The sequence below is a fragment of the Staphylococcus sp. HMSC055A09 genome (assembly GCF_001809655.1).
Taxonomy (GTDB): Bacteria; Bacillota; Bacilli; order Staphylococcales; family Staphylococcaceae; genus Staphylococcus; species Staphylococcus capitis.
In genome coordinates, this window is the sequence record NZ_KV798360.1 from 1 (window position 1) to 26,786 (window position 26,786).

Below are 26,786 nucleotides of genomic sequence, written 5' to 3' on the forward strand. Positions count from 1 at the left end.
CAACAAGCGAATCAGGTTCAGAGAGCCATTCAAACTCTGAATTACCAGATACTGGTGAAGAAGACAATCACCAAGGATTAATCGGAGGGGTGCTTGCAGCATTCGGAGGATTAACATTATTAGGTAGACGTCGTAAAAAAGAAGAAAAATAATTTGAAAATGATTATTATATTAACAGGGCAAGCTAATAAATTTAGCTTGCCTTGTTGCACATACATATTTAATAGAAGTAGGGATAATATGACAATTTATAATCTGAATTTCGGTATTGGTTGGGCGAGTAGTGGTGTTGAGTATGCACAACTTTATCGAAGAAACATATTGCATGACTTGAATGAAGATTTTAAGTTTATATTTTTGGATTTTATAAATAAAGAAAATATACAAACACTTACTAGTAATTTAGGTATAGCAAATGATGAGGTAATATGGATATATCAATATTTTACAGACATTAAGATTAAACCTACTTCGTATACAATTGAGAATATTATTGAAAAACTTGAATCAAACGATGTAAAAGTTAAAAGTATAAAGCCTAAAGTAAAAAGAATTTATTTTAATAATAAAAGCTGTTATGTCAATTGTTATTTGAAGTATAAAAATGAAGATATTGTTGATCGTGCTGAATTTGTTTCCAGTGGTAAACTGATTCGAAAAGAATTTTATACCTATACTAAAGTTTTTACAGAGTATTATGCGCCATATAATAAAAAAGCTAAAGTTTATTTGAGAAAAATTTTTAATGAAAATGGGAGCGTAGCTTATGAGGAAATAGTAAAAGACGACGATAATATGTATATCTTTCCGAATAAGATTTTATATTCAAAGAAAGAATTTATAGGGTATTTTATTAGTCAACTTAATTTAAAAGACAAAGATATTTTATTGGTAGACCGTTCTAAAAATATTGGGCAAGTTATTTTGGAGAATAAAAAAGAGGGTCACGTAGGAGTAGTAATTCACGCTGAACACTACAATCATTCAAATACGAATGACCAATATGTTTTATGGAATAATAATTATGAATATGTGTTTAATAATGCTCAGCATATTGACTTTTTTATTGTTGCTACAGAAGATCAAAAGGCTGTTTTGCAACTACAATTTGAAAAATATAAGAATCTTAAACCTAAGATATATACTATTCCAGTGGGAAATATTAAATATTTAAAATTTGAACAACAAAGAAAGCCATTTTCTGTGATTACAGCTTCTCGTTTAGCAAATGAGAAACATGTTGATTGGCTTATTAAGGCTGTCATTAAAGCACACAAAATAAATGATGATATTAGGTTTGATATATACGGTGAGGGTTCGGAAAGACAAAAACTGCAACAAATTATAGATAACTATCAAGCTAATAATTATATCCACCTCAAAGGACACATGGATCTTACTTATATATATAAATCTTATGAATTATATCTTTCGGGTTCTACAAGTGAAGGATTCGGATTAACACTAATGGAAGCCGTTGGTTCTGGTCTTGGAATAATAGGTTTGGATGTATATTATGGTAATACCACTTTTATCAAAAATAATGTTAATGGTTATAGAGTACCTATAGATATAACTAATTTGGATGAAGATACTTTAATAACTGAACTCACAAGTAAGCTATTGCTATTCTTTACTCAAGATAATGAAAAAACTAGAGCGGAGTCATATAAAATTGCAAATAACTATTTGATAGGAAATATTAAAGAAAAGTGGAAAAACTTAATTGATGAGGTGCTAAATGATTAATTTATACGATAACTTAAATAGTCAAACGCTTCAATTATATAAAACATTTATAAATACGAATATTAAGTCTACAACTGTCGTTGTTAATGATAATGGATTCTTACCCAGTGATGTATTGTCGCCTTATAAATTTTTTTCTGGAAACTCAATCGAAAATGAAAGACCTCTTTACTTCAACGATGTTCCAGTCCCGAAATATTGGGAAATTGAAGGTTCCAATCAATCAGCTGTGATTAAGGATAAGGATAAAATAAGAGGCAAAATTTTATATCAAAAGGGATATCGTAATAGAGTGGTGGCTTCAGTAGAATGGTTTAATAAAAAGGAACATGTTCAATTCATAGATTATTATAACCAACATGGTTTTCGATATGCCCAATTAGTCATGGATGATAATCAAAATCAAATAATGAAACGTTACTTTGACCAAAATAATAATGAATTTTTAGTGGAGAATCTTGTTACTAAGGATTTAATATTAAGATGGAATAATAAAGATATATTCTTTGATAATCGTATCTCGTTTTTATCGTTCTTTTTTGAAAAAGCAAATTTATCTATAAAAGATATAGTGCTTAATTCATTTGCAACATCATTTCTGTTTTTGTATAGACAACGGGATTTTAACATGAAGTGTAGAATATTTTGGCAAGAAAAAATTAAAGATGATTTACCTGAAAACATGAAAATTGCTCTAAAAAATATAGATAACTTGAAAATTTTAATTCCTGATAAAAAAGAATATTATCGTGTAATGGATTCTGTAGAAACTTCATATCGACATAAAATTGAAAATAGTGGTTATGTGTACGAATTCTTGAAAGTAAACAAATATAATAATGAAGCACTTATAATAACTAATTCTGATAATATTCCATATGTAGAATATATTGCTAGAGAGAATCAAAATGTCACATTTCACATTGCATCTAAAACTGAAATGTCTTCAAGATTATTACAATTAGGTGGAATACAAAATATAAATTTATACCCAAAAAGTACTGAGGAAACTATCTTAAATTTATGTTGTAAATGCGATATTTATTTAGATATAAATAAAGGGAAAGAAATATTTGAAAGTATGTATTTAGCATTTGCACATGAAATGATTATAATTGCTTTTGAAGAAACTATTCACAATAGACAATTTGTCCATAGTAGTAATATATACAAATTAGATAATTACTATGATTTAAGCAATGCAATAAATCAGATAAGTAATGATAAAACTTTATTTTCTGATAGATTAAATATGCAGTTAAGATCTGCCAATTCAGTTTCAATTGAATCATTTCTAAATAAAATGAAGTAATCAATTTTCTTTGTAATATAATAAAGAATTCATAATAATTCAAAATACAAAATAAACTTAGAGCATTTCTCGTTGTTAACTGAAGAATGCTCTAATTTAATTATAAAGAATATTTTAATATTGTTGAAAACCTTGCTAATAAAAATGACATTTAAATAGAATTTTTTTAGACAAACATCTTTTATTTCAATATCCATTTTTGACGTGCTTTAGGATTGAGTGGGTGCATAATTTCATTTGTTGCTGGATTGATGAGCTTTTTTACTTTCTTTTTATGAGGTTTTAACATCTCCATTACTTGTTCAACACGTTCTACAACAACTGGCCGCTTCGCATAGGCACCATAAGCTAGAATCACTGTGTCACTTTCACTAATTGCTTTCATCAAGTGAATGTCTGTATGTTTGTCGTATGGCTCTTTGATATGTTTAAGGTTTTCAGGCGTTTTAATATTGGAAAATAGATTTACAAGATATACAGCACCATACTGTTCAGAATTCGCTAATTGGTTAAGGATAAGAACAGTTGTAAGATCGAGTGATAATACACCATCTAAATGTGGGTACATCGTTATCACTGTACAAGCGGGTTTTTTTTCATTCCATATTTTCTTGAGTAAGTATCGGTGTTGTTCATCGTCGCTAAATATAGCTTCTGTGTGTATTGTACTTTTGATTGTATTCATATATCGTCACTTCCTTTAGTATTCTTCTGGCAAAAGCATCACATAATAAAAAGCGTCTACATCATCTTCTCGGATGACGTAGACTTTCTTAGGTAATGCATTTTGATTTTTTACATAGTTTGTATAGTGATATTCCAATTTGTATGCGGGTTGTTCTTGTTCATGTGTGATTGACAATATATTCTCATCTTCTTGCAGTCTAAAAATGTGTAGGTAATCTGTATGGCCTTGATTATCTCTTTCTTTTACCATATTCCAAAGTAAGATTTGAAGGTCTAGAGATAGTTGTTCACTAATACCTCTTGTGATATATCGATTGATTTTCATGTTATTTTACCTCGTTTTGAATTTTTTTCATGATGATAATCGCTTGACTAATGATTGTCACAGATATTTGCGCAACTTTGATCCAATTATTCATGGTCCTGACCTCCTTGTTTTAGTAAATGACGTTCATCAATAATAATATTTTGAGTATCTGTAAGGTACAGAAAGTCCATGTCAAAACTGTCTAAGTACCCGACACTTATAAGTTGGTTGTTGGCATACATAAGAAATGGATAGATACTTAGGTCATGTAGTTCCTTGTTGTAGTAAGTGTAGGTTTCGAGTGTGAGATGAGTAAGGGGAGAACCATCAACAAAGCGTGGTGGTAGAATATTTTCTGCTGCTTCATCTAGTACTTCACATTCCCATGATTCTTCGTTTGATAGTTGGAAAAGATGCGTCATATATTGTTTGAGCTCTTGAATGATTGTTTCCATGGCATTGCCTCCTAAGTATTAATGATTTGATGTAATTTACGTGTTACATCATTGAGATAATATATATTTTATTTGTAATTCATTACGTATCCCGGTAGTTATGACCGAAAATCCCATATGAAAACCCAAGATAAACGTTGATATGGCAAGGAAATCCCGGGATCCCATCTATTTTGATGAATAATTAGCTAATTATTTATTCATATTACTGATATAGTTGGGTCGTTGCTTGCATATATATATTATTTATTTATAAATAATAATGGGATTTCGGGATTGTGCTTTCACAATCCTTCTGTCTCATGGAGTAAGCAAATCCCATTCCTTTCCCGATAAAAATTATTGTGGGATGTTCTTTAGCAATTTCAATATAAGCACCATGTAGTTGTGAAAAAATTAGGGAAATAACTACTTCATTAAATAAGTGTTATTGAATTGCTAAAGGACACAGAAACTATATATAAGATTCTATTTGGTTATTTTTGACCTTTGGATTATTATTGAACTATAAAACTAAGAGGGTGATTAAGGTAATGGAAAATTATGATGATTATGAAATCAGTCCAGATGAAGAATTAGCATTTTATATGAATGGAACAATAGAAGGTTATTATCCTTATAATGATATCTATATTGAAAGTCAAGTTTGGACTTATATGCGACAAGAAGATTTGACTTTCGAAAAAGTACTTAATGAAAAAGTTTTGGATTTTGATGAAGCAGTAGCAGATAGAGAAGATGTTCCTCGTTTAAATGCAAAGAGAAAACAGTTAATGAGAGATAAAAATTTTTTCGATGATAATGACGATGATGAAGATTATTATTAAGCAAGGTGCATTGTGCACCTTGCTTTTTATTATATTGTAAGATAAAGAGTTTGATAGAAAAATAAAGACGAAGTGCTAAGGAGCACTTCGTCGAGAGGAGTATCATTGAAAAGTTGTTTAATTACTTCATTATCAAGTTTGAGTGTTACATAGAACTGTTTTTTGTGATTGCCATCTTTTCTAATATCAATGCGATCAATCGCTGCTAAGTACAGTGCTTTAAGTTGAGATGTTTTCATTTTTTCAATATTATGAAAGACGTGTCGCAATATTTTACCAATTTGTTTGGCATTATATGAAGGTTTATCTTCATTCTGTTGGTTTTTGAGTTGATTGATTTGACTTGTAATGTCATTGAGTTGCTTTTCATATTTTTGAATCGACGGCCTGATTACAGATGTTAAGTCCGGATTATCCTCGATAGTTTTAATCAAATTATTCAGTTTGATTTGTACTTCATCATATTGTTGTTGCTTATAAGCGATATCGTGATGAAGTGAGGCACCATCAACTTTATTTTCTTGATTGACACGTGCTACAACGCGTTGAATGACTTTATCATTTTTGACTACTTCGAGTATTTGTCTCATCACATAATCTTCAATCACATCGGCTCTTACACTGTTCGCCGAACATACTTTGGATCCTTTGTTGCGAAAATTACTGCAAGAATAGTAACGAATACGTTTCTTAGTCCCGTCTTTAAGAGTATTCGTGGTATTACTTGCTGCCATAGGCGCACCACATTGGGGACAGTGAATAATGCCTGTAAGCAGATTCGTTCCTTTGCCATGGACTTGGGGTTTTTGACTAACTTGTTTTTTACGAATTTGTACCTTATCCCACAAATCTTGATTAATAATAGGTGTATGCTTACCATCCGAAATGACTGGATGATCATTGAGGCCTTTACGACGTTTTTCGCTCCAATTTTTGTATTTTGCAAATTGAATTTTGCCGATATAGAAAGGATTAGCTAAGATGTATGTGATTGAACTAATACTGAAAGGTTTCCCCTTTTTAGTGACATACCCCTTATGATTAAGCGCATTGGCAATTTTACGATAACCATGTCCTTTTGCATACGATTCGAATATATACTTTACAATGTTAGCTTCATGTTGATTAATCATCAGTTCGTGTTTACTATCTGGTATTTTGTCATAGCCTAGGGGCAAATTTCCTTGGTAATAGCCTTCTTGTGCACGTCTTGTTTGTCCCATAAATACGTTCTCAACGATGTTATTTCGCTCAAATTCAGAAAAACTTGCAATCATTTGCAACATAAGTTTACCAGATGAAGTATTAAGAGGTATTTTTTCTGTCAAACTGATAAATTCGACATTAGATTTATCCAAATCTTCGACAATTTTGAGAAGGTCAGATGTATTACGGGCTAATCTGTTTGTTTTGTAGACTATAACACAATCGATATTGCCTTCTTTCGCATCCTCCAACATACGTTGGAGCTCAGGTCGATTCATAGATTTACCTGAAATACCACGGTCGGCATAGATATCTTTGACTTCAAAATGATGGAACTCACAATATTCTTTAATCTGATTAATTTGTCCGTCGATACTAAATCCTTCTATGCTTTGCATTTCTGTTGATACACGTACATAGATACCGACACGTTTTGTTTTAAGTTGTTGCATTATGTTACATCCTTTCTTCATTTATGCAATCGATGATTGCATGGCTTGATTGACGATATTGAGTGGTTCATTTTTGAAATAGATTCCTATAAGATTTTTATCTTTCGTAATGTGAATGGTTTCAATATAGGGGTACAATATGTTTAACGTGAAACGTTTTTGAATAATATTTTGAATGGTGTGTTGTATTTGATGCCCATTTATAGATGTAGTGCGTTGCGGTTGTTGACGTAATGATTGCGTTTGTTCTCTGAACGTTTCTGCATCAATGATGCCTTGTGCCAACTTTTCTATCAGTTGTTCTTGAGTCAATATGTGATGTTTTTCTATGTTTCTTTGTCTTTTGATGCGTTTGTCAATCGCACCTTTAATTTTTGTGTAGATGCGTTGATTTTGATAAAAGTCTCGGCACACTTCTAATACTTTATCTTCAAGTGTTTGTGCATTGATGCCTTTAAAATCACAGACAAAGCGTGAAGCATTCATGTTTTTAGGACAGACGTAGTAACGTAATGTATGATTCTTTTTTCTAATGGTCATATTTGTAAGTGTTGCATTACAACATGGGCATTTGATTTTTTGTTTGAGTTGATTATCCGAAGATGTCTGTTTGGTTTGTTTTTGCAATCGAAGTCTCTGCGCTTGCTCATATATACTTGTGGAAACAATAGAAGGAAACATATTGTCGAATTGACCATATTGATTGTTGACACGACCACAATAATTAGGATTGATAATAATGTTACGAACTTGATAGGGTTGTCGATTGATATACGTGTTATCTTCTTCTAATAACTGTGCAATTTTCTTATAACCATGACCTTTAATGTAATAATTGAATACAGCCTTTACCGTTGGTGACTCATTTTGATTGATGATGAATGTTCCGTTGTGATATTCGTAACCAAAGGGCGCATGGGTTGTAATCAATCTACCTTGCTTTGCTTTTTCTTGAAGCCCATTTCTGACTTGTTCTCCAATGTTATCCGATTCAAGTTCGGCTAAACTGATGAAGATATTAAGCTTGAGTCGGTCGAAAGCTTGATCCATATCAAAGTAACCATCATGTACGCTTAAGATATGAACATGGTACGTTTGACATAATTTGATGAGTTTTAATGCATTTTTCAGATTACGATGCAACCTATTAAGACGATAACAGCATAATATGTCACATTGTCTTTGTTGAATTAATTGTGTTATTTGTCGATACCCACTACGATTATCTTTGCGTCCTGATTGTTTGTCGCTATAAAAGTTGATATGTTGAATATGATATTTTTCGGCTATTGCTTCAATAGCTTGTTTCTGTGCTGCAAGAGATTGTTGTTTCATCGTACTTTGACGTAAATAGCCTATGACTTGTTTCATATCGGCTCCTCCTTTCACAGTAATAATATATATTTATGGATGAATTGATATATAAGCCCAACATCAATAAGATGTTGGGCGTTCATATTAGTCATTCATTTGATTGATTTCTTCAATTACCAAATCGGCTAATACCTCGATAAGTTCATCCATGTTCTTCACTCCGTTATTTGTTCTATCTTCAATACGTCGATTATTCAGTTTGATGCTTCACGGTTGTATGATAAAGACAATCAGAAATCTTCGTGAACTCCTGAAGGGCCTATCCCCTCATTAGCGGATTTAAAAAGTTCTTTCGCAGCTTTGTTATCATTTGACGGTGTCCAATTTTGAAGTAACGACCTATCTTTAGTTAATCCAAGGATAGATGCAAACTCTACATCTAATTTTAGATGGTAAAATACAAGTGATTGTTTTTTACCGCTATTATCTTTGACACTTCTTTTAGTTGTTTGGCGTCCACGGTCAGCTAATATGAAACCTTTATCTCTTAAGGCGTTGACAACATTATTAACATCTTGAAATTGATGATTGTTTAGCATCTGTTTAAAAACGTTCGCAATCATTTTTACTTCGATATGGTCATCTTTTAATGAGATTAATCCATAGTTCTCAAACATATTTTTCAAAGCACCTTCATCTGAAAACTTACCTCTGTTTTGTGCCACAAATTGAATGATGACATCAATAGCTTTATCAGCTAATGAGCGTTCAGAGACTGTATGAGTATGATAATCAATAAAGTAGCCTCTTATATTAGCGATATCAATATCTGTAGATAAAACACGACCTAATATTTTCGCAGATGTTGTAATGACTGCATAACGCTTAAACATACGAATGCCTGTATTGTTTGTTTCATCTTTCAAGGATTCATTAAACCAATCATGTTCCTCTTTAAACCATTGAATGACTTCACCTTCACGATTTATAAGATATTTAGCTACTAACGGTAAAACATGACCATAATTTTGTGCCACAGTTTTTTTAATATTGTCCGAATTTGTTGCATCTTTAGTAAATCGTTCATTAATCTCAATGGTTCTCACACGTAAACCATCATTTTGAGCAGAATCATTAAATATACTGTATTCTGAGGTTGAAATCACAGATGTACCCCAATTCTTAGGCGCTTTAACTTCTCCGTGTACATTGGAACGTTGACGCCCTTGACCTTCAGCGATGGAATATAACAAACCCGTGGTATCTTTAAGTGTCGTAGATGAAAGCTCATCAAATACTATAGGAACGCCATAATTGTTACTCAAATAACCTTCAAGTGCGTTACGTGTGGCATTCCAACTTCTAAAAAGAGTTTCATTACCTTTGGTAGGGTTACCAGCGACTGATACAGCTAAAGCAGCTGCGGTTGACTTACCGGTTGAGGATTGACCTGTAAAACTAAAGAGAATTCCTGCAAATTCGATTTCATGTTTATGCTTCAGAAAACTTGTCACTAAGGCAGAAATACCAAATATGACTGCCAATTCTAAAAGAAGATGACCTTTAACCTCGTCAATATACATGTTAAACCAATTATCAAATGTGCCCCTAGGTGCTAAGTCATAAGTATTCTCACAAATGGCGTCAGATGGAGATTTATTATCAAATTCCGTAGTAATATAGATTTCATTTAACGATACAATAGGACCAAACGGTGTTTCCAGTATACCTACCCCTTCATATAAGTAGGAAATGGGTAATTGGTTGCGCATTTGTTGCAACGCATAACCTAAATCTTTTGTATATTTTTCATTAATACTAAATCCATACTTCATTAAAGATGGCAGTTTTTGTGTTGTTAAAATATCACTAGATTCAACAATTTCTTTTTGATCATCGTCTGTAATAATTATTTTTTCAGTGTTAGTTTTAGGGTCAATAAACTTATTTTCGATAACGATAGGACCTGCAATTTCAACTTCAGTAGGCATTCCTCCTTTTTCCTTGGGAGGCACGTCTTTATACCAACCTTTTTTTAATTTGTATCGTGGTGAAGGATTAAATGAAGGGTTAGTTTGAGTCATTAGCGAACACCTCCTTTCGAAGGGTTGCTAATATTATTTGTACTGACCTTACGGTAAATTAAATTACGATTTGATTTACGGTTGATTATAATAACGTTTGCTTGAGGACATTTTTTTACCCATGAACTATAACGACGTCCAACCTCTCTTTGTTCATTAATTGAAAGATCCATATTATTAAATTGTGGCATTTTTATTGCCATATTTTTTAAATCATTAAAAGAATACTCTGTATTTGGAGATAACTTCTTAGTAACTATCTTTACACCCTCATATAGCAATTCTTGTTCGTAGCTTTTTTCTTTCATTGATTAAACATCCTTTCTTAATATGCCCTTTATTTCTATGACTAGTTCTTGTTGTTTATGTTCAGAGTATATAAAGAAAGTACTGATCTTCCTATTTAATTTTTCACATTCGAAATTTTAGTAAATAACCTAAAAAAAACAGCACAAACACAGTGTTGAATGAGTGTTTGCGCTTTAGAATCACTAATTGATTAATGTGCAACTTTAATGAATGTTTACTAATAAATCAGTTATCAGCCTATTAATAAAAAAAATATATATTTTTTATTTACGACTACTTATTAGTTTTGATTTATAGATGTTTAAGAAATTAACGTCATCAAATAATGAAAATGTGCTCTTAGAATGTATAAGCTTTAACCTCGTAAATTGCTTATCCTGAGTAATACTTAGAGATTGAGAAGTATTATCTTTACTACTATTAGACTTTATATCTTTGAAATTAAAATTGTTAATTTTAGTATGTAAATAATCATTAAATTCAAATATATCAAAGCACTTGTTTCTAGTATAACTATTGTACATTTCCTCCTTTATTAAAATTCGAGTGTAATTTGCTAATGTTCTTAAATCATTGAATCCTTTAAAGTAATAAATATAAAAATCTTTAAACACTTGATGTAAAGGATAGTAAGAGGGTCTCTTTTTGAAATGAAATATTAAATTATGATTATAATTATCAAGAAAATCTTCATCTAAAAGTTCCTCTAAACTATAAGTAGCACTATTTATTAAAATAATTAAATGCTTAGGTATCACATTTGAGAGTAGCTCAACTACTTTAGAAAAATCTTTATTGAGTAGTTCTTTAGAGTTATTAGAAGTAAGTAATGTGTCAATAAATGTTTCTGATAAAGTATGATTGAGTGATGCTTTAGAATTGTCATACTTAGATAAAAGCGTTTTATTGTGATTTAATAATTGCCAATACGTGTTAGAAGGTAATAACCTATTGACCATACAATTGGTTATTATTAGTAAAGTATCATTAAATGTATAAAATGCTTTAGTAAAGTCATTATCTTGTTCTTTAGCAACATGCTTCATTAAATTATCAATATCCTTATCCAGGTCTTTCTTAGTAGGCATTTTTATTGATGAAGTTGAGCTAATATAACTTTTCATCGTCGCATAATAGCTTATTTGAATATCTTTTCTTTTAAACTGAATATCGCTATAGAAATGGCCATTTGGATTGAATTCACTGGTATCAGCTAAGCATTTAGTTAATTTGCTTAATCGAATATTTTCATATTGGCTGTAAGTTTTTGCATTCTTCATATTAGATTGGGGGAGTTGTTTTAATCTTGCAACAACAGATTCAATACTATTTACAATAGGCGTTAAATGAAATCGATGGTTTAAAGATTCCTTTGATCCACCGAAAGTAATGGCTATCTTTATATTTTTTATTTCTTTATCACTTAAATTAATTAAGTTATCTTGTAGTAAGCAATATTCTAAATAACGAGTAACGCTTTCTTTATCAATAAAATAAGATATAATTTCTTCTTTTACTTGTTCGAATTGTTCATCTAGCATTTCTTGATCGTAATTATATTTCAAAAATTGATATAAAGCGTCGAATAATCGGTTAAGTATTAAGACAGAACCAGCGTGTGCGCCATATTGATTGATAACATGCTTGAAATCATCTTTTATTTCAATGCTTATTTTATTAGTGATAAATGGCTCACTTAGCATTTGGTTTGAGCTAATGAATACTTCTTCGTTAAATTCTAAATTTTCAGAAGCTATATTAAGTAATTGAACTACTGCTTTAACTAACTGCTTTTCATCTTTATTAACTTTAAACATTCTTAAGTTCCTTTCTATTTTTCTCTAAATATACAACAAACTCTAAGTAAATAGATAAGAAAAATGACTAATCTTGGAGATAAATCGAAAATCCTTATACCCTAGGGGGGTATATGTTATATTATAAGTAGCTTTACTATAACATTTTCATTAGGAGGGGTTAATTTGAATAATAATAGTGAAGAGCATAATCATCAAAATCACATGAATCATTCCAATCACATGCATCATGATAACCATGAATCACATAATCATCATAGTGGCCATGCACATCATCATGGAAATTTTAAAGTTAAGTTTTTTGTTTCATTAATTTTTGGAATACCTATCATTCTTTTATCGCCACTGATGGGTGTTAACTTACCTTTTCAATTCACATTTCCAGGTTCTGAATGGGTAGTGTTAATATTAAGTACAATTTTATTCTTTTATGGTGGTAAACCGTTCTTGTCTGGTGGTAAAGATGAAATTGCTGAAAAAAAACCAGGCATGATGACCTTAGTTGCCCTAGGTATTTCAGTAGCTTATATTTATAGCTTGTATGCTTTTTATATGAATAACTTCAGTAGTGCAACTGGTCATACAATGGACTTTTTTTGGGAATTAGCAACCTTAATTTTAATTATGCTATTAGGACATTGGATAGAAATGAATGCTGTCGGAAATGCTGGAGATGCTTTAAAGAAAATGGCAGAACTGTTACCTAATAGTGCTATTAAAGTTATGGATAATGGCCAACGCGAAGAAGTTAAAATATCAGACATCATGACTGATGATATCGTCGAAGTAAAAGCCGGAGAAAGCATTCCAACAGATGGTATTATCGTTCAAGGACAAACATCTATAGATGAATCCCTAGTCACTGGAGAATCTAAAAAAGTACAAAAAAATCAAAATGACAACGTCATCGGGGGTTCTATTAATGGGTCTGGAACAATACAAGTCAAGGTTACAGCTGTTGGAGAAGATGGATATCTTTCTCAAGTTATGGGACTTGTTAATCAAGCACAAAATGATAAATCTAGTGCTGAATTGTTATCTGATAAAGTAGCGGGTTATTTATTCTACTTTGCTGTAATTGTTGGCGTGATTTCTTTTATTGTCTGGATGCTCATTCAAAATGATGTTGATTTTGCACTCGAACGTCTTGTAACTGTGTTAGTCATTGCTTGTCCACATGCTTTAGGATTGGCAATACCTTTAGTCACTGCACGTTCTACTTCAATTGGTGCACATAATGGTTTAATTATTAAAAATAGAGAGTCTGTAGAAATAGCTCAACATATCGATTATGTAATGATGGATAAAACTGGTACTTTAACTGAGGGTAACTTTTCTGTGAATCATTATGAGAGCTTTAAAAATGATTTGAGTAATGATACCATATTAAGCCTTTTCGCCTCATTAGAAAGTCAATCTAATCACCCATTAGCTATAAGTATTGTTGATTTTGCGAAAAGTAAAAATATTTCATTTACTAATCCACAAGACGTGAATAATATTCCGGGTGTCGGATTAGAAGGTCTAGTTGATAATAAAACATATAAAATAACAAATGTCTCTTATCTTGATAAACATAAACTTAATTATGACGATGACTTGTTTACTAAATTAGCTCAACAAGGTAATTCAATCAGTTATTTAATCGAGGATCAACAAGTCATTGGCATGATTGCTCAAGGAGATCAAATTAAAGAAAGCTCAAAACAAATGGTAGCTGATTTACTATCAAGAAATATTACACCAGTCATGCTTACAGGTGACAATAATGAAGTGGCACACGCTGTCGCAAAAGAATTAGGTATTAGTGATGTCCACGCACAACTCATGCCAGAAGATAAGGAAAGCATTATAAAAGATTATCAAAGTAACGGTAATAAAGTCATGATGGTCGGAGACGGTATCAACGATGCGCCGAGCCTTATAAGAGCCGATATTGGTATAGCAATTGGTGCAGGCACAGATGTTGCAGTGGATTCAGGTGATATCATACTTGTTAAAAGTAATCCATCAGATATTATTCATTTCTTGACCCTTTCAAATAATACTATGAGAAAAATGGTGCAAAACTTATGGTGGGGTGCAGGTTATAATATTGTTGCTGTACCTTTAGCAGCTGGCGCATTAGCATTTATCGGGTTAATATTATCACCAGCTGTAGGAGCAATATTAATGTCTTTAAGTACAATTATAGTAGCGATTAATGCTTTTACATTAAAATTAAAATAAAAGAGGTAAACCTTATGTATAATAAAGTTTTTGCAATTTTAATTATAATTTTTTCCATAATAATTATTGCGTCTAATGATACTTTCGCAGAAAGTAAGAATGACATGATGAACATGAAAGAAGATAAGAAAAGTACAATGGACATGACAAATATGAAACATCATGACGAAAGAAAGAAATTAAATTCTTCACAAGGAAAAAATGAAATAATATTTCCTGAAGTTGCAGAGTCAAAAAAAGATAACAATGGTTATAAAAATTATACATTAAAAGCTCAGAAAGGAAAGACAGAGTTTTACAAAAATAATTTTTCTAATACTTTAGGCTACAATGGAAATTTACTTGGACCAACTTTAAAATTAAAAAAAGGAGATAAAGTTAAAATTAAGTTAATAAATAACTTAGATGAAAATACAACATTTCATTGGCATGGATTAGAAATAAATGGAAAAGTGGATGGAGGACCTTCTCAGGTTATAAAACCAGGAAAAGAAAAAACTATAAAATTCGAGGTTAATCAAGATTCTGCTACGTTATGGTATCACCCCCACCCCTCTCCAAATACAGCTAAACAAGTTTATAATGGCTTATCAGGATTATTATATATAGAAGATAGTAAAAAGAATAATTATCCTAGTAATTATGGAAAAAATGATTTGCCTATAATAATCCAAGATAAAACATTTGTATCTAAAAAATTAAATTATTCAAAAACGAAAGACGAAGATGGCACTCAAGGTGATACTGTTCTTGTGAACGGAATAGTAAACCCCAAACTGACAGCAAAAGAAGAGAAAATACGTTTGAGACTTTTAAATGGTTCTAATGCTCGAGATTTAAATCTTAAGCTAAGTAATAATCAAAGTTTTGAGTATATTGCTTCAGATGGCGGTCAATTAAAAAACGCTAAAAAATTAAAAGAAATTAATTTAGCTCCTTCAGAAAGAAAAGAAATAGTAATAGATTTATCTAAAATGAAAGGCGAGAAAATCAGTCTGGTTGATAATGATAAAACTGTAATTTTACCGATTAGTAACAAAGAGAAAAGTTCTAACAAAGGTAATACACCAAAAGTAAGTAAAAAAATAAAATTAGAAGGTATGAATGATCATGTTACCATTAATGGTAATAAATTCGATCCTAACAGAATAGATTTTACACAAAAGTTAAACCAGAAAGAAGTATGGGAAATTGAAAATGTCAAAGATAAAATGGGTGGTATGAAACATCCTTTCCACATCCATGGAACGCAATTTAAAGTTTTATCTGTGGATGGTGAGAAACCTCCAAAAGATATGAGGGGTAAAAAGGATGTTATATCTTTGGAACCTGGACAAAAAGCTAAAATAGAGGTTGTATTTAAAAATACTGGAACATACATGTTTCACTGTCATATACTTGAGCATGAAGATAATGGAATGATGGGTCAAATAAAAGTAACAAACTAATCAATAGGGAGATTTTAATATGATGAAAAAAGATAAAGACACTAATGACCAAAAAAGTGAGAGCCATATGAAGCATAATGATGAAAGTAAAGTTCCTGAAGATATGACATCGACTAATGAGGGTGAATTTAAAGTAGGAGATAAAGTAACGATTACAGCAGGGCATATGCCAGGTATGAAAGGTGCAGAAGCTACTGTAAAAGGTGCGTATAAAACTTATGCCTATGTTGTAAGTTATAAACCCACAAATGGAAATGAAAAAGTAAACAATCATAAATGGGTCGTAAACGAAGAGATCAAAGATGCACCTAAAGATGGATTTAGTAAGGGCGATACTGTTAAATTAGAAGCAAGTCATATGTCTGGTATGAAAGGTGCTACAGCCAATATAGATAACGTGAAAAAGACTACTGTTTACGTAGTTGATTACAAATCCAAAGATAATGGTAAAATCATTAAAAATCATAAATGGATGACAGGAAATGAGCTGAAAGCACGATAAAAATCTAGTTCTAGATTGAGAAATAAATAGATATAAAAATATCCTCCTTAATCAATAATTTAAATAACTTATTATTGTTAAGGAGGATATTTTTTAGTGTGTAAATTAAAAAGATAAGAAAAATGACTAATCCTGGAGATAAATCAAAAAGTATAAAATAATTAATAATAAAAAAGCGTCCCAATGATATTGAGACGCTTAAAGTTTATCTAGTTTTAAATGAGTCAATGGCTGCTTTGATTTCATCTCTAACACGTTGGAATTCTGACCAAGGTTTGCCAGCAGGATCGTCAAATCCCCAATGCTCTTTCTTTACATTAGGCGGCAATACAGGACAGTTTTGATCAGCATCGCTACATAGAGTTACTACTAAATCAGATTGGTTTAGTATAGTGTTGTCAATTAAATTAGAAGTATGATTTGATATATCAATTCCAACTTCTTTCATCGCTTCGATTGCTTTTGGATTTACACCGTGTGCCTCAATACCTCCAGAATATACTTGCCATTCATCTCCTAAGATTTTTTTACCCCAGCCTTCAGCCATTTGGCTACGGCATGAATTACCTGTACATATAAAATAAATTATTTTCTTTGTCATCATTGATACCTCTTTTTTAAAATATAATAAGTGTAACGTATAAACCGACTAATGTGATAAAAAGAACAGGAATAGTAATAACAATACCCGTTTTAAAATATGTGCCCCACGAAATTTTTACTCCCTTTTGTGTTAAAACGTGTAGCCATAGTAGTGTAGCTAAAGATCCTATAGGCGTAATTTTAGGTCCTAAATCTGCTCCAATGATATTGGCATAAATCATGCCTTCTTTGATTAAACCAGTAGTTGCAGATTGTCCAATAGCAATTGCATCAATTAATACGGTAGGCATATTATTCATAATTGCTGAAAGAAATGCGGATATGAAGCCCATACCTATAACACTACTAAACAGTCCATAGTTTGATATGCTTGATAGAATATTAGCTAATAGTGCAGTAATACCCACATTTTTCAGACCAAATACAACTAAATACATGCCTATAGAAAAGAGAACAATATTCCAAGGTGCGCCTTTGATAACTTGTTTCGTGTTTACTACTCTCGATTTATAGGCCAGTACAGTAAATATAAGTGCAATCAAACAAGCAATTAACGATACTGGAATTTGAATAAATTCACTAACTATATAACCAATGAGTAAAATTGACAAAACAATCCACGAAAACTTAAATAATTTTGGATCTTTAATTGCTTGATTAGGTGTTTTAAGATTTTTAATTTCAAAATTGTTAGGAATAACTTTTCTGAAATATAACCATAATACAACAATACTTGCTATTAAAGAGAATATATTTGGAATAATCATACGACTTATATATTCGATAAATCCAATATTGAAGTAGTCAGCAGAAACAATATTTACTAAATTACTTACAATTAATGGGAGAGATGTAGTATCTGCAATGAATCCACTGGCAATGATAAAAGGAAAAATGACTTTTTGATTAAACCCAAGATTTCTTACCATAGCAAGTACGATTGGAGTGAGAATTAAAGCAGCTCCATCGTTGGCAAAAAAAGCAGCTACAATAGCTCCTAATAACATAATGTAGACAAACATTTTAAACCCATTACCATTTGAAGCTCTAACCATATGTATAGCTGCCCATTCGAAAAATCCAATTTCATCTAAAATTAGTGAAATGAGTATAACAGCGACGAAAGTTAAAGTAGCATTCCAAACAATACCCGTGACTTCAACAACATCCGAAAGACTAACAACGCCTGTAATAATAGCAATGATAGCTCCGATTAATGCTGTAATACCAATATCTAGCCCTTTAGGTTGCCAAATAACAAAAATTAGGGTTAAAAGAAAGATAATAATCGCTAAAATAGTCATTATTTACATTCACCTGTCTTTAATTTTTTACACATACATTGTTGAGTAGGAGAGTTAATATAAGTTAATTCTTTGTTGATTGAATCTAAGTATTCACGTTTAAGTTTATACATACGTTTTGTACCGTCTTTCCACGTGGTTACTAATTCATTATCTACTAATAGTTTCATATGATGACTTAATGTAGGTTGTGAAAATTGAAAATACGCTAACAAATCACAAGCACATAGTTCACCACAAGATAATAAGTCTAATATTTCTAATCGACTTGGATCTGATAAAACTTTTAAATGCAATGATAATTCCTTATAAGACATATATTTAATACCTCCACAAACATAGATTACCATCTATATAGATGGTTGTCTATATAGATAATTGCCTATGTAGACTATGGTTTTTGCAATAATACATTAGATTATTTATAATAGTTATATCAAAAAAAGTTGATTTATTTTAATTGTTTTGCAGTTATTCTGAAAAATTATTTTACTAAAAGTATGTCGCACAAGCATACTATCGTTACATTTAAATTGAAAATGATAGATAGAAAGAAGCTGATGAATGATGCCACCTGTTAAAGTTGATACGAGTATAATGACAGAAAAAGAATTAGAATACTATGAACAAATTTTCAATGCGCTTGCAGATAAAATTAGATTATCTATTCTACAAACAATAAATCAAAGTGAAAAAAAAGCTTTATGTGTCTGTGATCTAGAAGAAAGTTTAGAATTAAAGCAGTCTAAGCTTTCTTATCATCTAAAAAAATTAGTTGATGCTAATATACTGAGTGCTGAAAAGCATGGTACATGGAATTATTACAAAATTAATGAGCAGCAAATACAGGTTGTTTTAAACGAAGATACTTGTTGTAAGATACTTTAAGTATCTTTTTTAATGTAGTATTAATCAAATTTTTTTGATTAATACATCAAGAAATATTGATTAATTAGATTTGGAGGCATTATACTAATGTTAGATTCAATTATGGAATTTATAAAAACATTTGTGATGTTATTTTTTGAACTATTAATACTATTTATCATCGTGAGCTTTATTGTAAGTATAATCCAGCAGATAGTTTCTGAAGAAAAAATAAAACAATTTTTAAGTAAACCTAATCAATCTATTAATTATATTTTGGGAATGGCTTTTGGTGCGATTACACCATTTTGTTCTTGTTCTACAATTCCTATACTTGCAGGCTTATTAAATTCTAAAGTTCCTTTTGGTCCTGCAATGAGTTTTTTAATTGCGTCACCTTTAATGAATCCATTAATGATATTTATGTTATGGGCTTTATTAGGTTGGAAAGTTGCTATTGTTTACTTTATTTTACTAGCAATCTTTAGTATCTTAACTGGTCTAGTATTTTCAAAAATGAATTTATCTAAAAGTTATAAAGGTGTAACGGTAAAAGGAGATGGATTTTTCACTAATAAAAATGGATCCCGTTTTAAACAAGCTTTAAATGATGCTTGGGCATTCTTATATCCAATGATTCCTTACTTATTTATTGGTGTATTTATTGGTGCTTTTATATATGGCTTTGTACCCGAAACATTTATTACTAAATATGCGAGTGGAGATGGCATTATATCAGTATTTATTGCTTCTATTATAGGTATTCCTATGTATATCAGACCTGAAACAATGTTACCTATAGCTGAAGCATTAGCTTCAAAAGGAATGTCACTAGGGACAGTTGTTGCTTTGATAATTGGTGGTGCTGGCGCAAGTATTCCAGAAGTTGTATTACTATCTAAATTATTCAAGAGAAATTTTGTATTATCATTCGTTATTGCAATTTTAGTTGTGGCTATTGCTACTGGTTTGATTGTGAACATCATTATTTAAAGGGGGTGAGTTGATGGGAATTAAAGATGTATTAAATAAAATGAAACCTCAGGATCAATCATGCTGTTCGGTAGAAATTGAAGAAAAGAAAGAGAAAGGTGAAAAAGAACAACAAGACAATAATAATTGTTGTAACAATTAATTTAGAAGTCTGTAGAATATATACTTCTAATAAATAAATGAACGACAAATTCCAATGTAATAGAATGGAATTTGTCGTTCTTTCGTTTCAGTTAAGGAAAATTATTTTGTTTATTTAGTATTTCTTTAAGATTTATAGTAACAAGACATTAATGAAAAACCGCATCATTAACCGATACGCAGAAGCATACCATAAGTGAAGAGAGGTTTTTCAATCACTTTGAAAAAATTTTTTCGTGATTTAGGATTCTGATAAGAATAACAATCATTTTTCGGGAACTATACCATAAATAAAACAAAAATTAAGTTATTAACTATTTGATAATGGATTCTTAACAAATTGAAAAGGGAGTATAAAAATGATAAAAAAAATTGCACTTCAAAATATAGCTACATATCACAATCACGTAGAAATTTGTCCTAAAAAAATAAATTTTATATATGGAAACAATGGTAGTGGTAAAACTACTATCTCAAATTTAATTGGAAATTATAATAGTTCTGAAGAATGTGTTGTTGAGACGGAGGATTCTAATAATGCAAATATATTAGTCTATAATAAAAAGTTTGTTGAACAAAACTTTAGCCAATCTGAAGAAGGGCTAAAGGGAATTTTCACTTTAGGAGAAGACTCAATACACTCACTAAGTGAATTAAAAGATTTGAGAGAGAAATTGCAAAAAAGTAGAGAATCGATACTTACTAAGCAAAATACTATTGAGAGTTTTGAAAATGAAATTTTAAAGGAAACAGACAAAATAAAAAATAGGGTTTGGAATGTTAAAAAAAGGAGTGGTAAGGATTTTTCAAAAGCTTTAGTTGGCTATAAGAATAGTAAAATAAAATTCTTAGATCGATGTATTCAAACTTATAACAAATATAGTTTTGAAAACTTGGAAGCAAAATCAGAAGATAGTTTAGAAAAATTGAAAAAAAAGTATGATATAAGTTTTTCTGAGGATATTCAACTATATGCAAATTTTAATCTCAATGATATGTCAAATATTACTGAAATAGAAAAAACAAATTTATTTGAAAAAGTGATTACTGGAAGTCATGAAAGTCCAATAAGTCAGGTTATTCAAGCACTAAAAAACAGTGATTGGATTAAACAAGGATTACATTACCTAGAGAAATCAAATCAAAAATGTCCATTTTGTAATCAAAGTATTTCTAAAGAAATTGAACAAGAAATTAAAGATTATTTTGATGAAGAATATGAAAAAGATATAGAAAAATTAAATAAAATTTATCAAAGATATAACGCTTCTTTTAAAGATATTGAAAGCAATATATTGTTTATATTAGAAACACCAATTCCCTATCTTAATATAACGAATCTTAGTAGAGAGTTCGAAGTATTTAAGAAATAATATGAAGTTAATAAAAAGCAAATTGAAGAAAAATTAAGGAATCCCTCACAGAAAAAATATATAAAAAGCCTCACTCCTATTATTCAAAATATGAATAAAATGATTAACTCTTTTAATGAATCAATTGAAAAAAATAATATTGTTATTAGAAATAAAAAAAGAGAACAAAACAAATTTGTAGAAATGCTATGGATTTATTTTGTTAATGAAACTAAGGAAGAATTAAAAGAGTATATTAAATTTAAAGATGGTAGAAGTAAAGCTATTGATAATATTAATAAAAAAATTACAAGTTTAAATAATGAAATAAAACAAATTAATAATAAAATAGACGAAATAGAAATAAATATTACTAGTGTGACGCCTACCGTTAAAAATATTAATGAAATTTTAAAAAAGTTTGATTTTAAAGGGTTTAAACTTGAAGAGAATACTAAACAAAAAGGGACATATCTCATTTTAAGAGAAGATGGAACAATTGCTAATGAAACAATGAGTGAAGGTGAGTACAACTTTATTACATTTTTATATTTTTACTATTTAGTTTATGGTAGTCATGAAAGTACAGGTGTTACTTCAAATAAAATTATTGTTATAGATGATCCGATCTCCAGTTTGGATAGCAATGTATTATTTATTGTTAGTACTTTAGTAAAAAATTTAATAAGTGATTGTAGAGATAATAAAAACGGAATTCAGCAAATAATTAATCTTACACACAATATCTACTTTCACAAAGAAATCACTTTTTTAGGAAGTAGAGATAAATTTTCACCAAGTGAAGTGATGTTTGGAATTATTCGAAAAAAAGATAATATTAGTTATTTTGATGTTTATGAGAATAATCCTATAGAATCTTCCTACCAACTAATGTGGAAAGAATTAAGCTCTGATAATATATCAACGGTAACGTCGTTTAATACTATGAGAAGAATATTAGAGTATTACTTTAATATTATTGGAGACATGGATTACGAAAAATGTATTAATAAATTTGATGGAATAGATAAAATATTATGTAAATCTCTTATATCAGGAATAAATGATGGATCTCATTTTATAAGTGATGATTTTGTTCTAGTACATGATGAAGATAATATAAAAAATTATAAAAGAGTTTTTAAGTCAGTATTTGAGAAGCTTGGACATACCCAACATTTTAATATGATGACGAGGAATATATAATAAGTGAAAGAAATTAATATATGATTGATAGAGATTAAAAAACATAATTAATCCTGAAAAATTAGGATAGGAACTATGAAATTTGCAGCAATATTTTAACAAACAATAAGAGATTAACATATTTTATAATTATTAAATTTAAAAATTAATATATTATATATATTATGGAATAATTTTTTTAGATGCTTGTATTTATTTTTAATTTGATAATCGTTTGTTAACGTTAATTTAATATACTTTTCTAAAACTGACACTCACCAATTAAACGAGCTATATCTATAGGTACTGTTAAGAATCTTATTACGTATTAATTAGATATTCATTATTAAAGCATCATTATATGTTTTTGAAATTGTTTTCAATGTTATAATAATACTAATAATATTAAAGTTTGGAGTAAGATATGAAGCCAATAATTAAATATCGTGGTGGTAAATCGAAAGAGATACCTAATTTTAAAAATTATATTCCCGTTAAATTTAATACTTATTATGAACCTTTCTTTGGAGGTGGAGCTACATTTTTTGATTTAGAACCTGATAGAGCTTATATTTCTGATATTAATAAAAATTTAATAAAATTTTATGAAGATTTAACTAATAATTACTACATAGTTAAAGAAGAATTAAAAGAATTAGAAATAAAATATATAGAAAATAGAGAAATTTTTTTAAAGAATAAAAGAAAAAACCCTGAATTGAAAGTTAACGACCCTAATGAAGAACTTTATTATTGGATTAGAGATCAATATAACCAAAAATTGCTCCCTGTTTATAGTTATGCTACATTATATTATTTTATTAACAAAACATCTTATTCTGGAATGATTCGATATAATTCTAGAGGGGAGTTTAATGTGCCATATGGAAGATATGCTAATTTTAATACAGATTTGTTGAATGAAAATCATCTCAAGTTGTTAAGAAAATCCAAGATAAAAAATGAATCTTATGAAAAAAGTTTTGATTTAGCAAATGAAAAAGATTTCATCTTCCTAGACCCTCCTTATGATACGGTATTTTCTGAGTATGGGAATGAAGTGTTTAGTGGAGATTTTAAAGAAAAAGATCATCATCAATTAGCACAAAATTTTAAAAATTTAAGTTCACCTGCACTCATGATTATTTCTGAAACTAAGCTAATTAAGAATATATATAAAGGTTATATAAAAGCTAGTTATCCAAAAAACTATTCAGTGAATATTAGAAACAGATTTAAATCTGAAGCTAATCATTTAATAATTACTAATTTTAATTAGAAGGAGAGTAAATGTGAAATATGGGTAGATTTGAAAGTAGAACTATATTTTTTTCCACATCTCCAAGAAATCCAGAATTAATTCCTAAATATCTAAGACTAATAAGAGAAAAAGATTTAGAAAATAAATTATACAATGAAACTTTACAAATAAAATTTTACGATATGTTGTCTCAAGCTAATTTAGCAGGAGTTAGTAATGGTGGTAAATCAAAAGATAAAGCATTTGCCGGGCGAGATAAATTGACTAGAGCTCCTCAAGCATTAGGCTTTTTAATTCCTAAAAGAAATAAACCTTTAAAGATAACTGAAGCTGGAAATTTATTAATGAAAGAGGCTCTATTTGAAGATGTTATGATTCATCAACTTTTAAAATTTCAACTACCGAGTGCACTTCATAAAGAAACTAAAAATAAAAATGAAGGTAGATTTAATATTAAGCCGTTTTTAGAAATAATCAGGCTAGTTTATGAACTTGAATATTTGACTTATCAAGAGCTTTCAATATTTGGTATAACGATGACAGACTACCGTAAATTTAATGAAACTAAACAAGATGTTTTAGAATACCGAGCTAAACGAAAAAATAGTAGAGGAAATAAAAGCTTAAAAAAATTTTATGAAGAAAAAAGAAATGAAATATTTAAAGAGCTATATATAGATATATTAGATAATAAAAATTACAAAGTTAGAGAGAATACTGAAAATTCTCAAGAAAAATTTTTGAAAACTAAACTATCGAATTCTTTAGATTACACTGATTCAATATTTAGATTTTTAAGAGCCACTGGTTTATTTGTTTTAACTAAGGGCAAGTCAATTTCTATTTCAAACGAAAGAATAAAAGAAGTACAATATATCTTAAAAAATGTTGAGAGAGATATTGTAAGTCCAGATATCTCTATAGATAAATATTTTAAATATTTATCTAACCCTAATATACCTAAATTAAAAAATGATGACTTACGAGAAATACAATTTGAAATTGAATCTAAAGGGATAAAGGTTGATTCTGATGATTTATATAGTCTTAAGGAAGAATTAAATAGACAGAGAGTACTAAAAAGGGAACAAAAGTTACTTGAAATAACAAAAAAATTAAAAAGAAAAGACAAAGAAGACGTTGAAGATATTATTGAAACATATTCACAAATTATAAAAAATGAAATTCCTGACCGGTCAGCAGTTATGGAATGGAATACTTGGAGAGCAGCAGTTATGATAAATAATGGAGATATAACTGGTAACTTTATACCTGATGATAATGGATATCCTATTTCTACAGCTGGCGGATCTAAAGGAGATATAGTAGGAGATTATGGTTCTTTTAATATCCTATATGAAGTTACTTTATCTCAAGGAAAAAAACAATATGATATGGAAGGTGAGCCTGTCCCACGACATGTAGGAGAATTAAAGAAGAAATCTGGTAAGGATACTTTTGGCTTTTTTATAGCTGAAAAGATAAATCCAGAATCAGTATATCATTTTTATTTAACCACCGGAACGAATTCAAAAATATATAATGGAAATATTAGCGTCATACCTATTAATTTATCTGATTTTATTCATATCTTTAAGTTAAGTATTGAAAAAAATATACAACCATCGGACTTCCTAGATTTACATAATTATTCAATTAATATGTCGCGAGAGAGTATTATTAATGGTGAAAATGAAGAATATTGGTATGATAAAGTCATGAAATATATTCTAAATAAAGTTTCGTAGCATTTAGTATTTTTTTAATTCAAATTATGTAGAATCTTGAAAAGTTTTAATTTAAGATACATCAAGTTATGTATAAAACGAAAGTTTTATAGTGTGAAAAAGGTACGTGTATCTAACTGTATCAATAAAAGGTTTTATATTAAATAAAGGTTCTTAAATGAAGTTAAAGGCTAAGAAGATAATGACTATTACGACTTTTATAATAGTAGGGATATTGTTGGTAGTGGAAGGACGTACTTTTAAATAGTGATTTTGCTAGTATTTCACGTCAGTTAAATGAAATTGTTGATGATGTATTCTACTAGTAAAAAGCATTGATTTCACTCTATAGAACTAATAATTTATGCGAGGTAGTTTAATTAAATTGAGACTTCTCAAATGAGACTACATCTAAAATTTTAAATAAACTAGAAGAATTAATGAATTTTAAAAGACTAAGACATACGCTTAGGTACTGATAAACTGTATCTAAGCGTATTTCTATTGCGTGAAACTTATTCTAAGCTCCCCGTTATGGTGTGAATATTCTAAAGTTTGAGTGGGCACATCATAAACATAAAACCTTCCTCTTTTTCACTAAGAGAGATTAAGGGTAATATTCTGCTTTTTAGTAAAAATGAGTTTTAAAATTAAT

23 protein-coding genes and 1 pseudogene are annotated in these 26,786 nt (G+C 29.6%); 13 read left to right on the plus strand and 11 right to left on the minus strand.

Features of this window, described 5'->3' with window-relative positions:
• From HMPREF2642_RS11930 to gtfB, 3 genes are all read left to right on the plus strand, one after another.
• A partial coding sequence (locus HMPREF2642_RS11930; RefSeq protein WP_141744469.1) for an LPXTG cell wall anchor domain-containing protein occupies window positions 1-152 on the plus strand: 152 nt, incomplete at its 5' end.
• Between the two features lie 88 nt (window positions 153-240).
• The gene (gene gtfA / locus HMPREF2642_RS02215) at window positions 241-1,749 is read left to right on the plus strand and encodes an accessory Sec system glycosyltransferase GtfA (RefSeq protein WP_070597647.1); all 1,509 of its coding nucleotides are present in this window, start codon (window positions 241-243) and stop codon (window positions 1,747-1,749) included.
• On the plus strand, window positions 1,742-3,061 hold the full coding sequence (gene gtfB, locus HMPREF2642_RS02220) for an accessory Sec system glycosylation chaperone GtfB (RefSeq protein ID WP_070597621.1): 1,320 nt from the start codon (window positions 1,742-1,744) through the stop codon (window positions 3,059-3,061). Before gtfA ends, gtfB begins: the two co-directional genes overlap by 8 nt.
• A 181-nt stretch (window positions 3,062-3,242) precedes the next feature.
• Here the strand turns inward: gtfB and HMPREF2642_RS02225 are convergent, their stop codons facing one another.
• From HMPREF2642_RS02225 to HMPREF2642_RS02235, 3 genes are all read right to left on the minus strand, one after another.
• A complete protein-coding gene (locus HMPREF2642_RS02225) occupies window positions 3,243-3,746 on the minus strand; it encodes a DUF1643 domain-containing protein (protein ID WP_070597622.1) in 504 nt (167 codons plus the stop codon).
• A 15-nt stretch (window positions 3,747-3,761) separates the two neighbouring features.
• Window positions 3,762-4,073: a DUF960 domain-containing protein gene (locus HMPREF2642_RS02230; RefSeq protein ID WP_049389714.1), complete on the minus strand. Its 312-nt coding sequence runs from the start codon at window positions 4,071-4,073 to the stop codon at window positions 3,762-3,764.
• Window positions 4,074-4,159: 86 nt separating this feature from the next.
• Window positions 4,160-4,510, minus strand: coding sequence for an SAUGI family uracil-DNA glycosylase inhibitor (locus tag HMPREF2642_RS02235; RefSeq protein ID WP_049389715.1), 351 nt, complete (start codon window positions 4,508-4,510; stop codon window positions 4,160-4,162).
• A 533-nt stretch (window positions 4,511-5,043) separates the two neighbouring features.
• On the opposite strand from HMPREF2642_RS02235, the gene HMPREF2642_RS02240 reads away from it, so the two are divergent.
• Window positions 5,044-5,337 carry a hypothetical protein gene (locus tag HMPREF2642_RS02240; protein ID WP_049389716.1) on the plus strand — a complete coding sequence of 98 codons (294 nt, stop codon included), beginning with the start codon at window positions 5,044-5,046 and terminating at the stop codon, window positions 5,335-5,337.
• A gap of 29 nt (window positions 5,338-5,366) precedes the next feature.
• Here the strand turns inward: HMPREF2642_RS02240 and ccrB are convergent, their stop codons facing one another.
• The 5 genes from ccrB to HMPREF2642_RS02265 all read right to left on the minus strand — a co-directional run bounded on the left by ccrB (window position 5,367) and on the right by HMPREF2642_RS02265 (window position 12,519).
• A complete protein-coding gene (ccrB, locus tag HMPREF2642_RS02245; RefSeq protein WP_070597623.1) occupies window positions 5,367-6,995 on the minus strand; it encodes a cassette chromosome recombinase CcrB in 1,629 nt (542 codons plus the stop codon).
• Between the two features lie 21 nt (window positions 6,996-7,016).
• Window positions 7,017-8,366 carry a cassette chromosome recombinase CcrA gene (gene ccrA / locus HMPREF2642_RS02250; protein ID WP_070597624.1) on the minus strand — a complete coding sequence of 450 codons (1,350 nt, stop codon included), beginning with the start codon at window positions 8,364-8,366 and terminating at the stop codon, window positions 7,017-7,019.
• A gap of 233 nt (window positions 8,367-8,599) precedes the next feature.
• Window positions 8,600-10,393, minus strand: coding sequence for a cassette chromosome replicative helicase (gene cch1, locus HMPREF2642_RS02255; protein ID WP_070597625.1), 1,794 nt, complete (start codon window positions 10,391-10,393; stop codon window positions 8,600-8,602).
• Window positions 10,393-10,701 carry a cassette chromosome ssDNA-binding protein gene (gene ssb, locus HMPREF2642_RS02260; RefSeq protein ID WP_053026996.1) on the minus strand — a complete coding sequence of 103 codons (309 nt, stop codon included), beginning with the start codon at window positions 10,699-10,701 and terminating at the stop codon, window positions 10,393-10,395. Before ssb ends, cch1 begins: the two co-directional genes overlap by 1 nt.
• A 264-nt stretch (window positions 10,702-10,965) precedes the next feature.
• Window positions 10,966-12,519 carry a hypothetical protein gene (locus HMPREF2642_RS02265; RefSeq protein WP_070597626.1) on the minus strand — a complete coding sequence of 518 codons (1,554 nt, stop codon included), beginning with the start codon at window positions 12,517-12,519 and terminating at the stop codon, window positions 10,966-10,968.
• A gap of 165 nt (window positions 12,520-12,684) precedes the next feature.
• Here HMPREF2642_RS02265 and HMPREF2642_RS02270 point away from each other — a divergent pair, with 165 nt between their 5' ends.
• From HMPREF2642_RS02270 to HMPREF2642_RS02280, 3 genes are read left to right on the plus strand one after another with little or no spacing between them, the layout of a single operon-like run.
• Complete coding sequence (locus HMPREF2642_RS02270) at window positions 12,685-14,748, plus strand: heavy metal translocating P-type ATPase (protein WP_070597627.1); 2,064 nt, start codon at window positions 12,685-12,687, stop codon at window positions 14,746-14,748.
• 14 nt (window positions 14,749-14,762) lie between these two features.
• Window positions 14,763-16,196: a multicopper oxidase family protein gene (locus HMPREF2642_RS02275; protein ID WP_060556183.1), complete on the plus strand. Its 1,434-nt coding sequence runs from the start codon at window positions 14,763-14,765 to the stop codon at window positions 16,194-16,196.
• 19 nt (window positions 16,197-16,215) lie between these two features.
• Entirely contained in the window at window positions 16,216-16,698 is a 483-nt protein-coding gene (locus tag HMPREF2642_RS02280; protein WP_002487267.1) for a YdhK family protein, read from the plus strand.
• 205 nt (window positions 16,699-16,903) lie between these two features.
• Here the strand turns inward: HMPREF2642_RS02280 and arsC are convergent, their stop codons facing one another.
• From arsC to HMPREF2642_RS02295, 3 genes are read right to left on the minus strand one after another with little or no spacing between them, the layout of a single operon-like run.
• A complete protein-coding gene (arsC, locus tag HMPREF2642_RS02285; RefSeq protein WP_002477375.1) occupies window positions 16,904-17,299 on the minus strand; it encodes an arsenate reductase (thioredoxin) in 396 nt (131 codons plus the stop codon).
• A 16-nt stretch (window positions 17,300-17,315) separates the two neighbouring features.
• Window positions 17,316-18,608 (minus strand): arsenite efflux transporter membrane subunit ArsB, encoded by a 1,293-nt coding sequence (gene arsB, locus HMPREF2642_RS02290; protein ID WP_176744842.1) that lies wholly within the window; start codon window positions 18,606-18,608, stop codon window positions 17,316-17,318.
• Window positions 18,605-18,922 (minus strand): ArsR/SmtB family transcription factor, encoded by a 318-nt coding sequence (locus HMPREF2642_RS02295; RefSeq protein WP_070597629.1) that lies wholly within the window; start codon window positions 18,920-18,922, stop codon window positions 18,605-18,607. The genes arsB and HMPREF2642_RS02295 overlap by 4 nt, the downstream gene beginning before the upstream one ends.
• Before the next feature lie 280 nt (window positions 18,923-19,202).
• Here HMPREF2642_RS02295 and HMPREF2642_RS02300 point away from each other — a divergent pair, with 280 nt between their 5' ends.
• The 6 genes and pseudogenes from HMPREF2642_RS02300 to HMPREF2642_RS02320 all read left to right on the plus strand — a co-directional run bounded on the left by HMPREF2642_RS02300 (window position 19,203) and on the right by HMPREF2642_RS02320 (window position 26,152).
• Window positions 19,203-19,493, plus strand: a complete 291-nt coding sequence (locus HMPREF2642_RS02300) for an ArsR/SmtB family transcription factor (protein ID WP_371094453.1) — start codon at window positions 19,203-19,205, stop codon at window positions 19,491-19,493.
• An 87-nt stretch (window positions 19,494-19,580) separates the two neighbouring features.
• Window positions 19,581-20,465: a permease gene (locus tag HMPREF2642_RS02305; protein WP_070597630.1), complete on the plus strand. Its 885-nt coding sequence runs from the start codon at window positions 19,581-19,583 to the stop codon at window positions 20,463-20,465.
• Between the two features lie 13 nt (window positions 20,466-20,478).
• The gene (locus tag HMPREF2642_RS11795; RefSeq protein WP_141744470.1) at window positions 20,479-20,607 is read left to right on the plus strand and encodes a hypothetical protein; all 129 of its coding nucleotides are present in this window, start codon (window positions 20,479-20,481) and stop codon (window positions 20,605-20,607) included.
• Between the two features lie 358 nt (window positions 20,608-20,965).
• Window positions 20,966-23,164: pseudogene (locus HMPREF2642_RS02310) on the plus strand (AAA family ATPase).
• Between the two features lie 403 nt (window positions 23,165-23,567).
• On the plus strand, window positions 23,568-24,422 hold the full coding sequence (locus HMPREF2642_RS02315) for a DNA adenine methylase (protein WP_049427127.1): 855 nt from the start codon (window positions 23,568-23,570) through the stop codon (window positions 24,420-24,422).
• Between the two features lie 20 nt (window positions 24,423-24,442).
• Window positions 24,443-26,152 carry an AlwI family type II restriction endonuclease gene (locus HMPREF2642_RS02320; RefSeq protein WP_049427129.1) on the plus strand — a complete coding sequence of 570 codons (1,710 nt, stop codon included), beginning with the start codon at window positions 24,443-24,445 and terminating at the stop codon, window positions 26,150-26,152.
• Window positions 26,153-26,786: the final 634 nt, after the last annotated feature.

Coding starts and splice junctions, on each gene's coding strand:
- gtfA (WP_070597647.1), top strand. CDS start 241: ATGACAATTTATAATCTGAATTTCGGTATTGGTTGGGCGAGTAGTGGT.
- gtfB (WP_070597621.1), top strand. CDS start 1,742: ATGATTAATTTATACGATAACTTAAATAGTCAAACGCTTCAATTATAT.
- HMPREF2642_RS02225 (WP_070597622.1), bottom strand. CDS start 3,746: ATGAATACAATCAAAAGTACAATACACACAGAAGCTATATTTAGCGAC.
- HMPREF2642_RS02230 (WP_049389714.1), bottom strand. CDS start 4,073: ATGAAAATCAATCGATATATCACAAGAGGTATTAGTGAACAACTATCT.
- HMPREF2642_RS02235 (WP_049389715.1), bottom strand. CDS start 4,510: ATGGAAACAATCATTCAAGAGCTCAAACAATATATGACGCATCTTTTC.
- HMPREF2642_RS02240 (WP_049389716.1), top strand. CDS start 5,044: ATGGAAAATTATGATGATTATGAAATCAGTCCAGATGAAGAATTAGCA.
- ccrB (WP_070597623.1), bottom strand. CDS start 6,995: ATGCAACAACTTAAAACAAAACGTGTCGGTATCTATGTACGTGTATCA.
- ccrA (WP_070597624.1), bottom strand. CDS start 8,366: ATGAAACAAGTCATAGGCTATTTACGTCAAAGTACGATGAAACAACAA.
- cch1 (WP_070597625.1), bottom strand. CDS start 10,393: ATGACTCAAACTAACCCTTCATTTAATCCTTCACCACGATACAAATTA.
- ssb (WP_053026996.1), bottom strand. CDS start 10,701: ATGAAAGAAAAAAGCTACGAACAAGAATTGCTATATGAGGGTGTAAAG.
- HMPREF2642_RS02265 (WP_070597626.1), bottom strand. CDS start 12,519: ATGTTTAAAGTTAATAAAGATGAAAAGCAGTTAGTTAAAGCAGTAGTT.
- HMPREF2642_RS02275 (WP_060556183.1), top strand. CDS start 14,763: ATGTATAATAAAGTTTTTGCAATTTTAATTATAATTTTTTCCATAATA.
- HMPREF2642_RS02280 (WP_002487267.1), top strand. CDS start 16,216: ATGATGAAAAAAGATAAAGACACTAATGACCAAAAAAGTGAGAGCCAT.
- arsC (WP_002477375.1), bottom strand. CDS start 17,299: ATGACAAAGAAAATAATTTATTTTATATGTACAGGTAATTCATGCCGT.
- HMPREF2642_RS02295 (WP_070597629.1), bottom strand. CDS start 18,922: ATGTCTTATAAGGAATTATCATTGCATTTAAAAGTTTTATCAGATCCA.
- HMPREF2642_RS02300 (WP_371094453.1), top strand. CDS start 19,203: ATGACAGAAAAAGAATTAGAATACTATGAACAAATTTTCAATGCGCTT.
- HMPREF2642_RS02305 (WP_070597630.1), top strand. CDS start 19,581: ATGTTAGATTCAATTATGGAATTTATAAAAACATTTGTGATGTTATTT.
- HMPREF2642_RS11795 (WP_141744470.1), top strand. CDS start 20,479: ATGGGAATTAAAGATGTATTAAATAAAATGAAACCTCAGGATCAATCA.
- HMPREF2642_RS02315 (WP_049427127.1), top strand. CDS start 23,568: ATGAAGCCAATAATTAAATATCGTGGTGGTAAATCGAAAGAGATACCT.
- HMPREF2642_RS02320 (WP_049427129.1), top strand. CDS start 24,443: ATGGGTAGATTTGAAAGTAGAACTATATTTTTTTCCACATCTCCAAGA.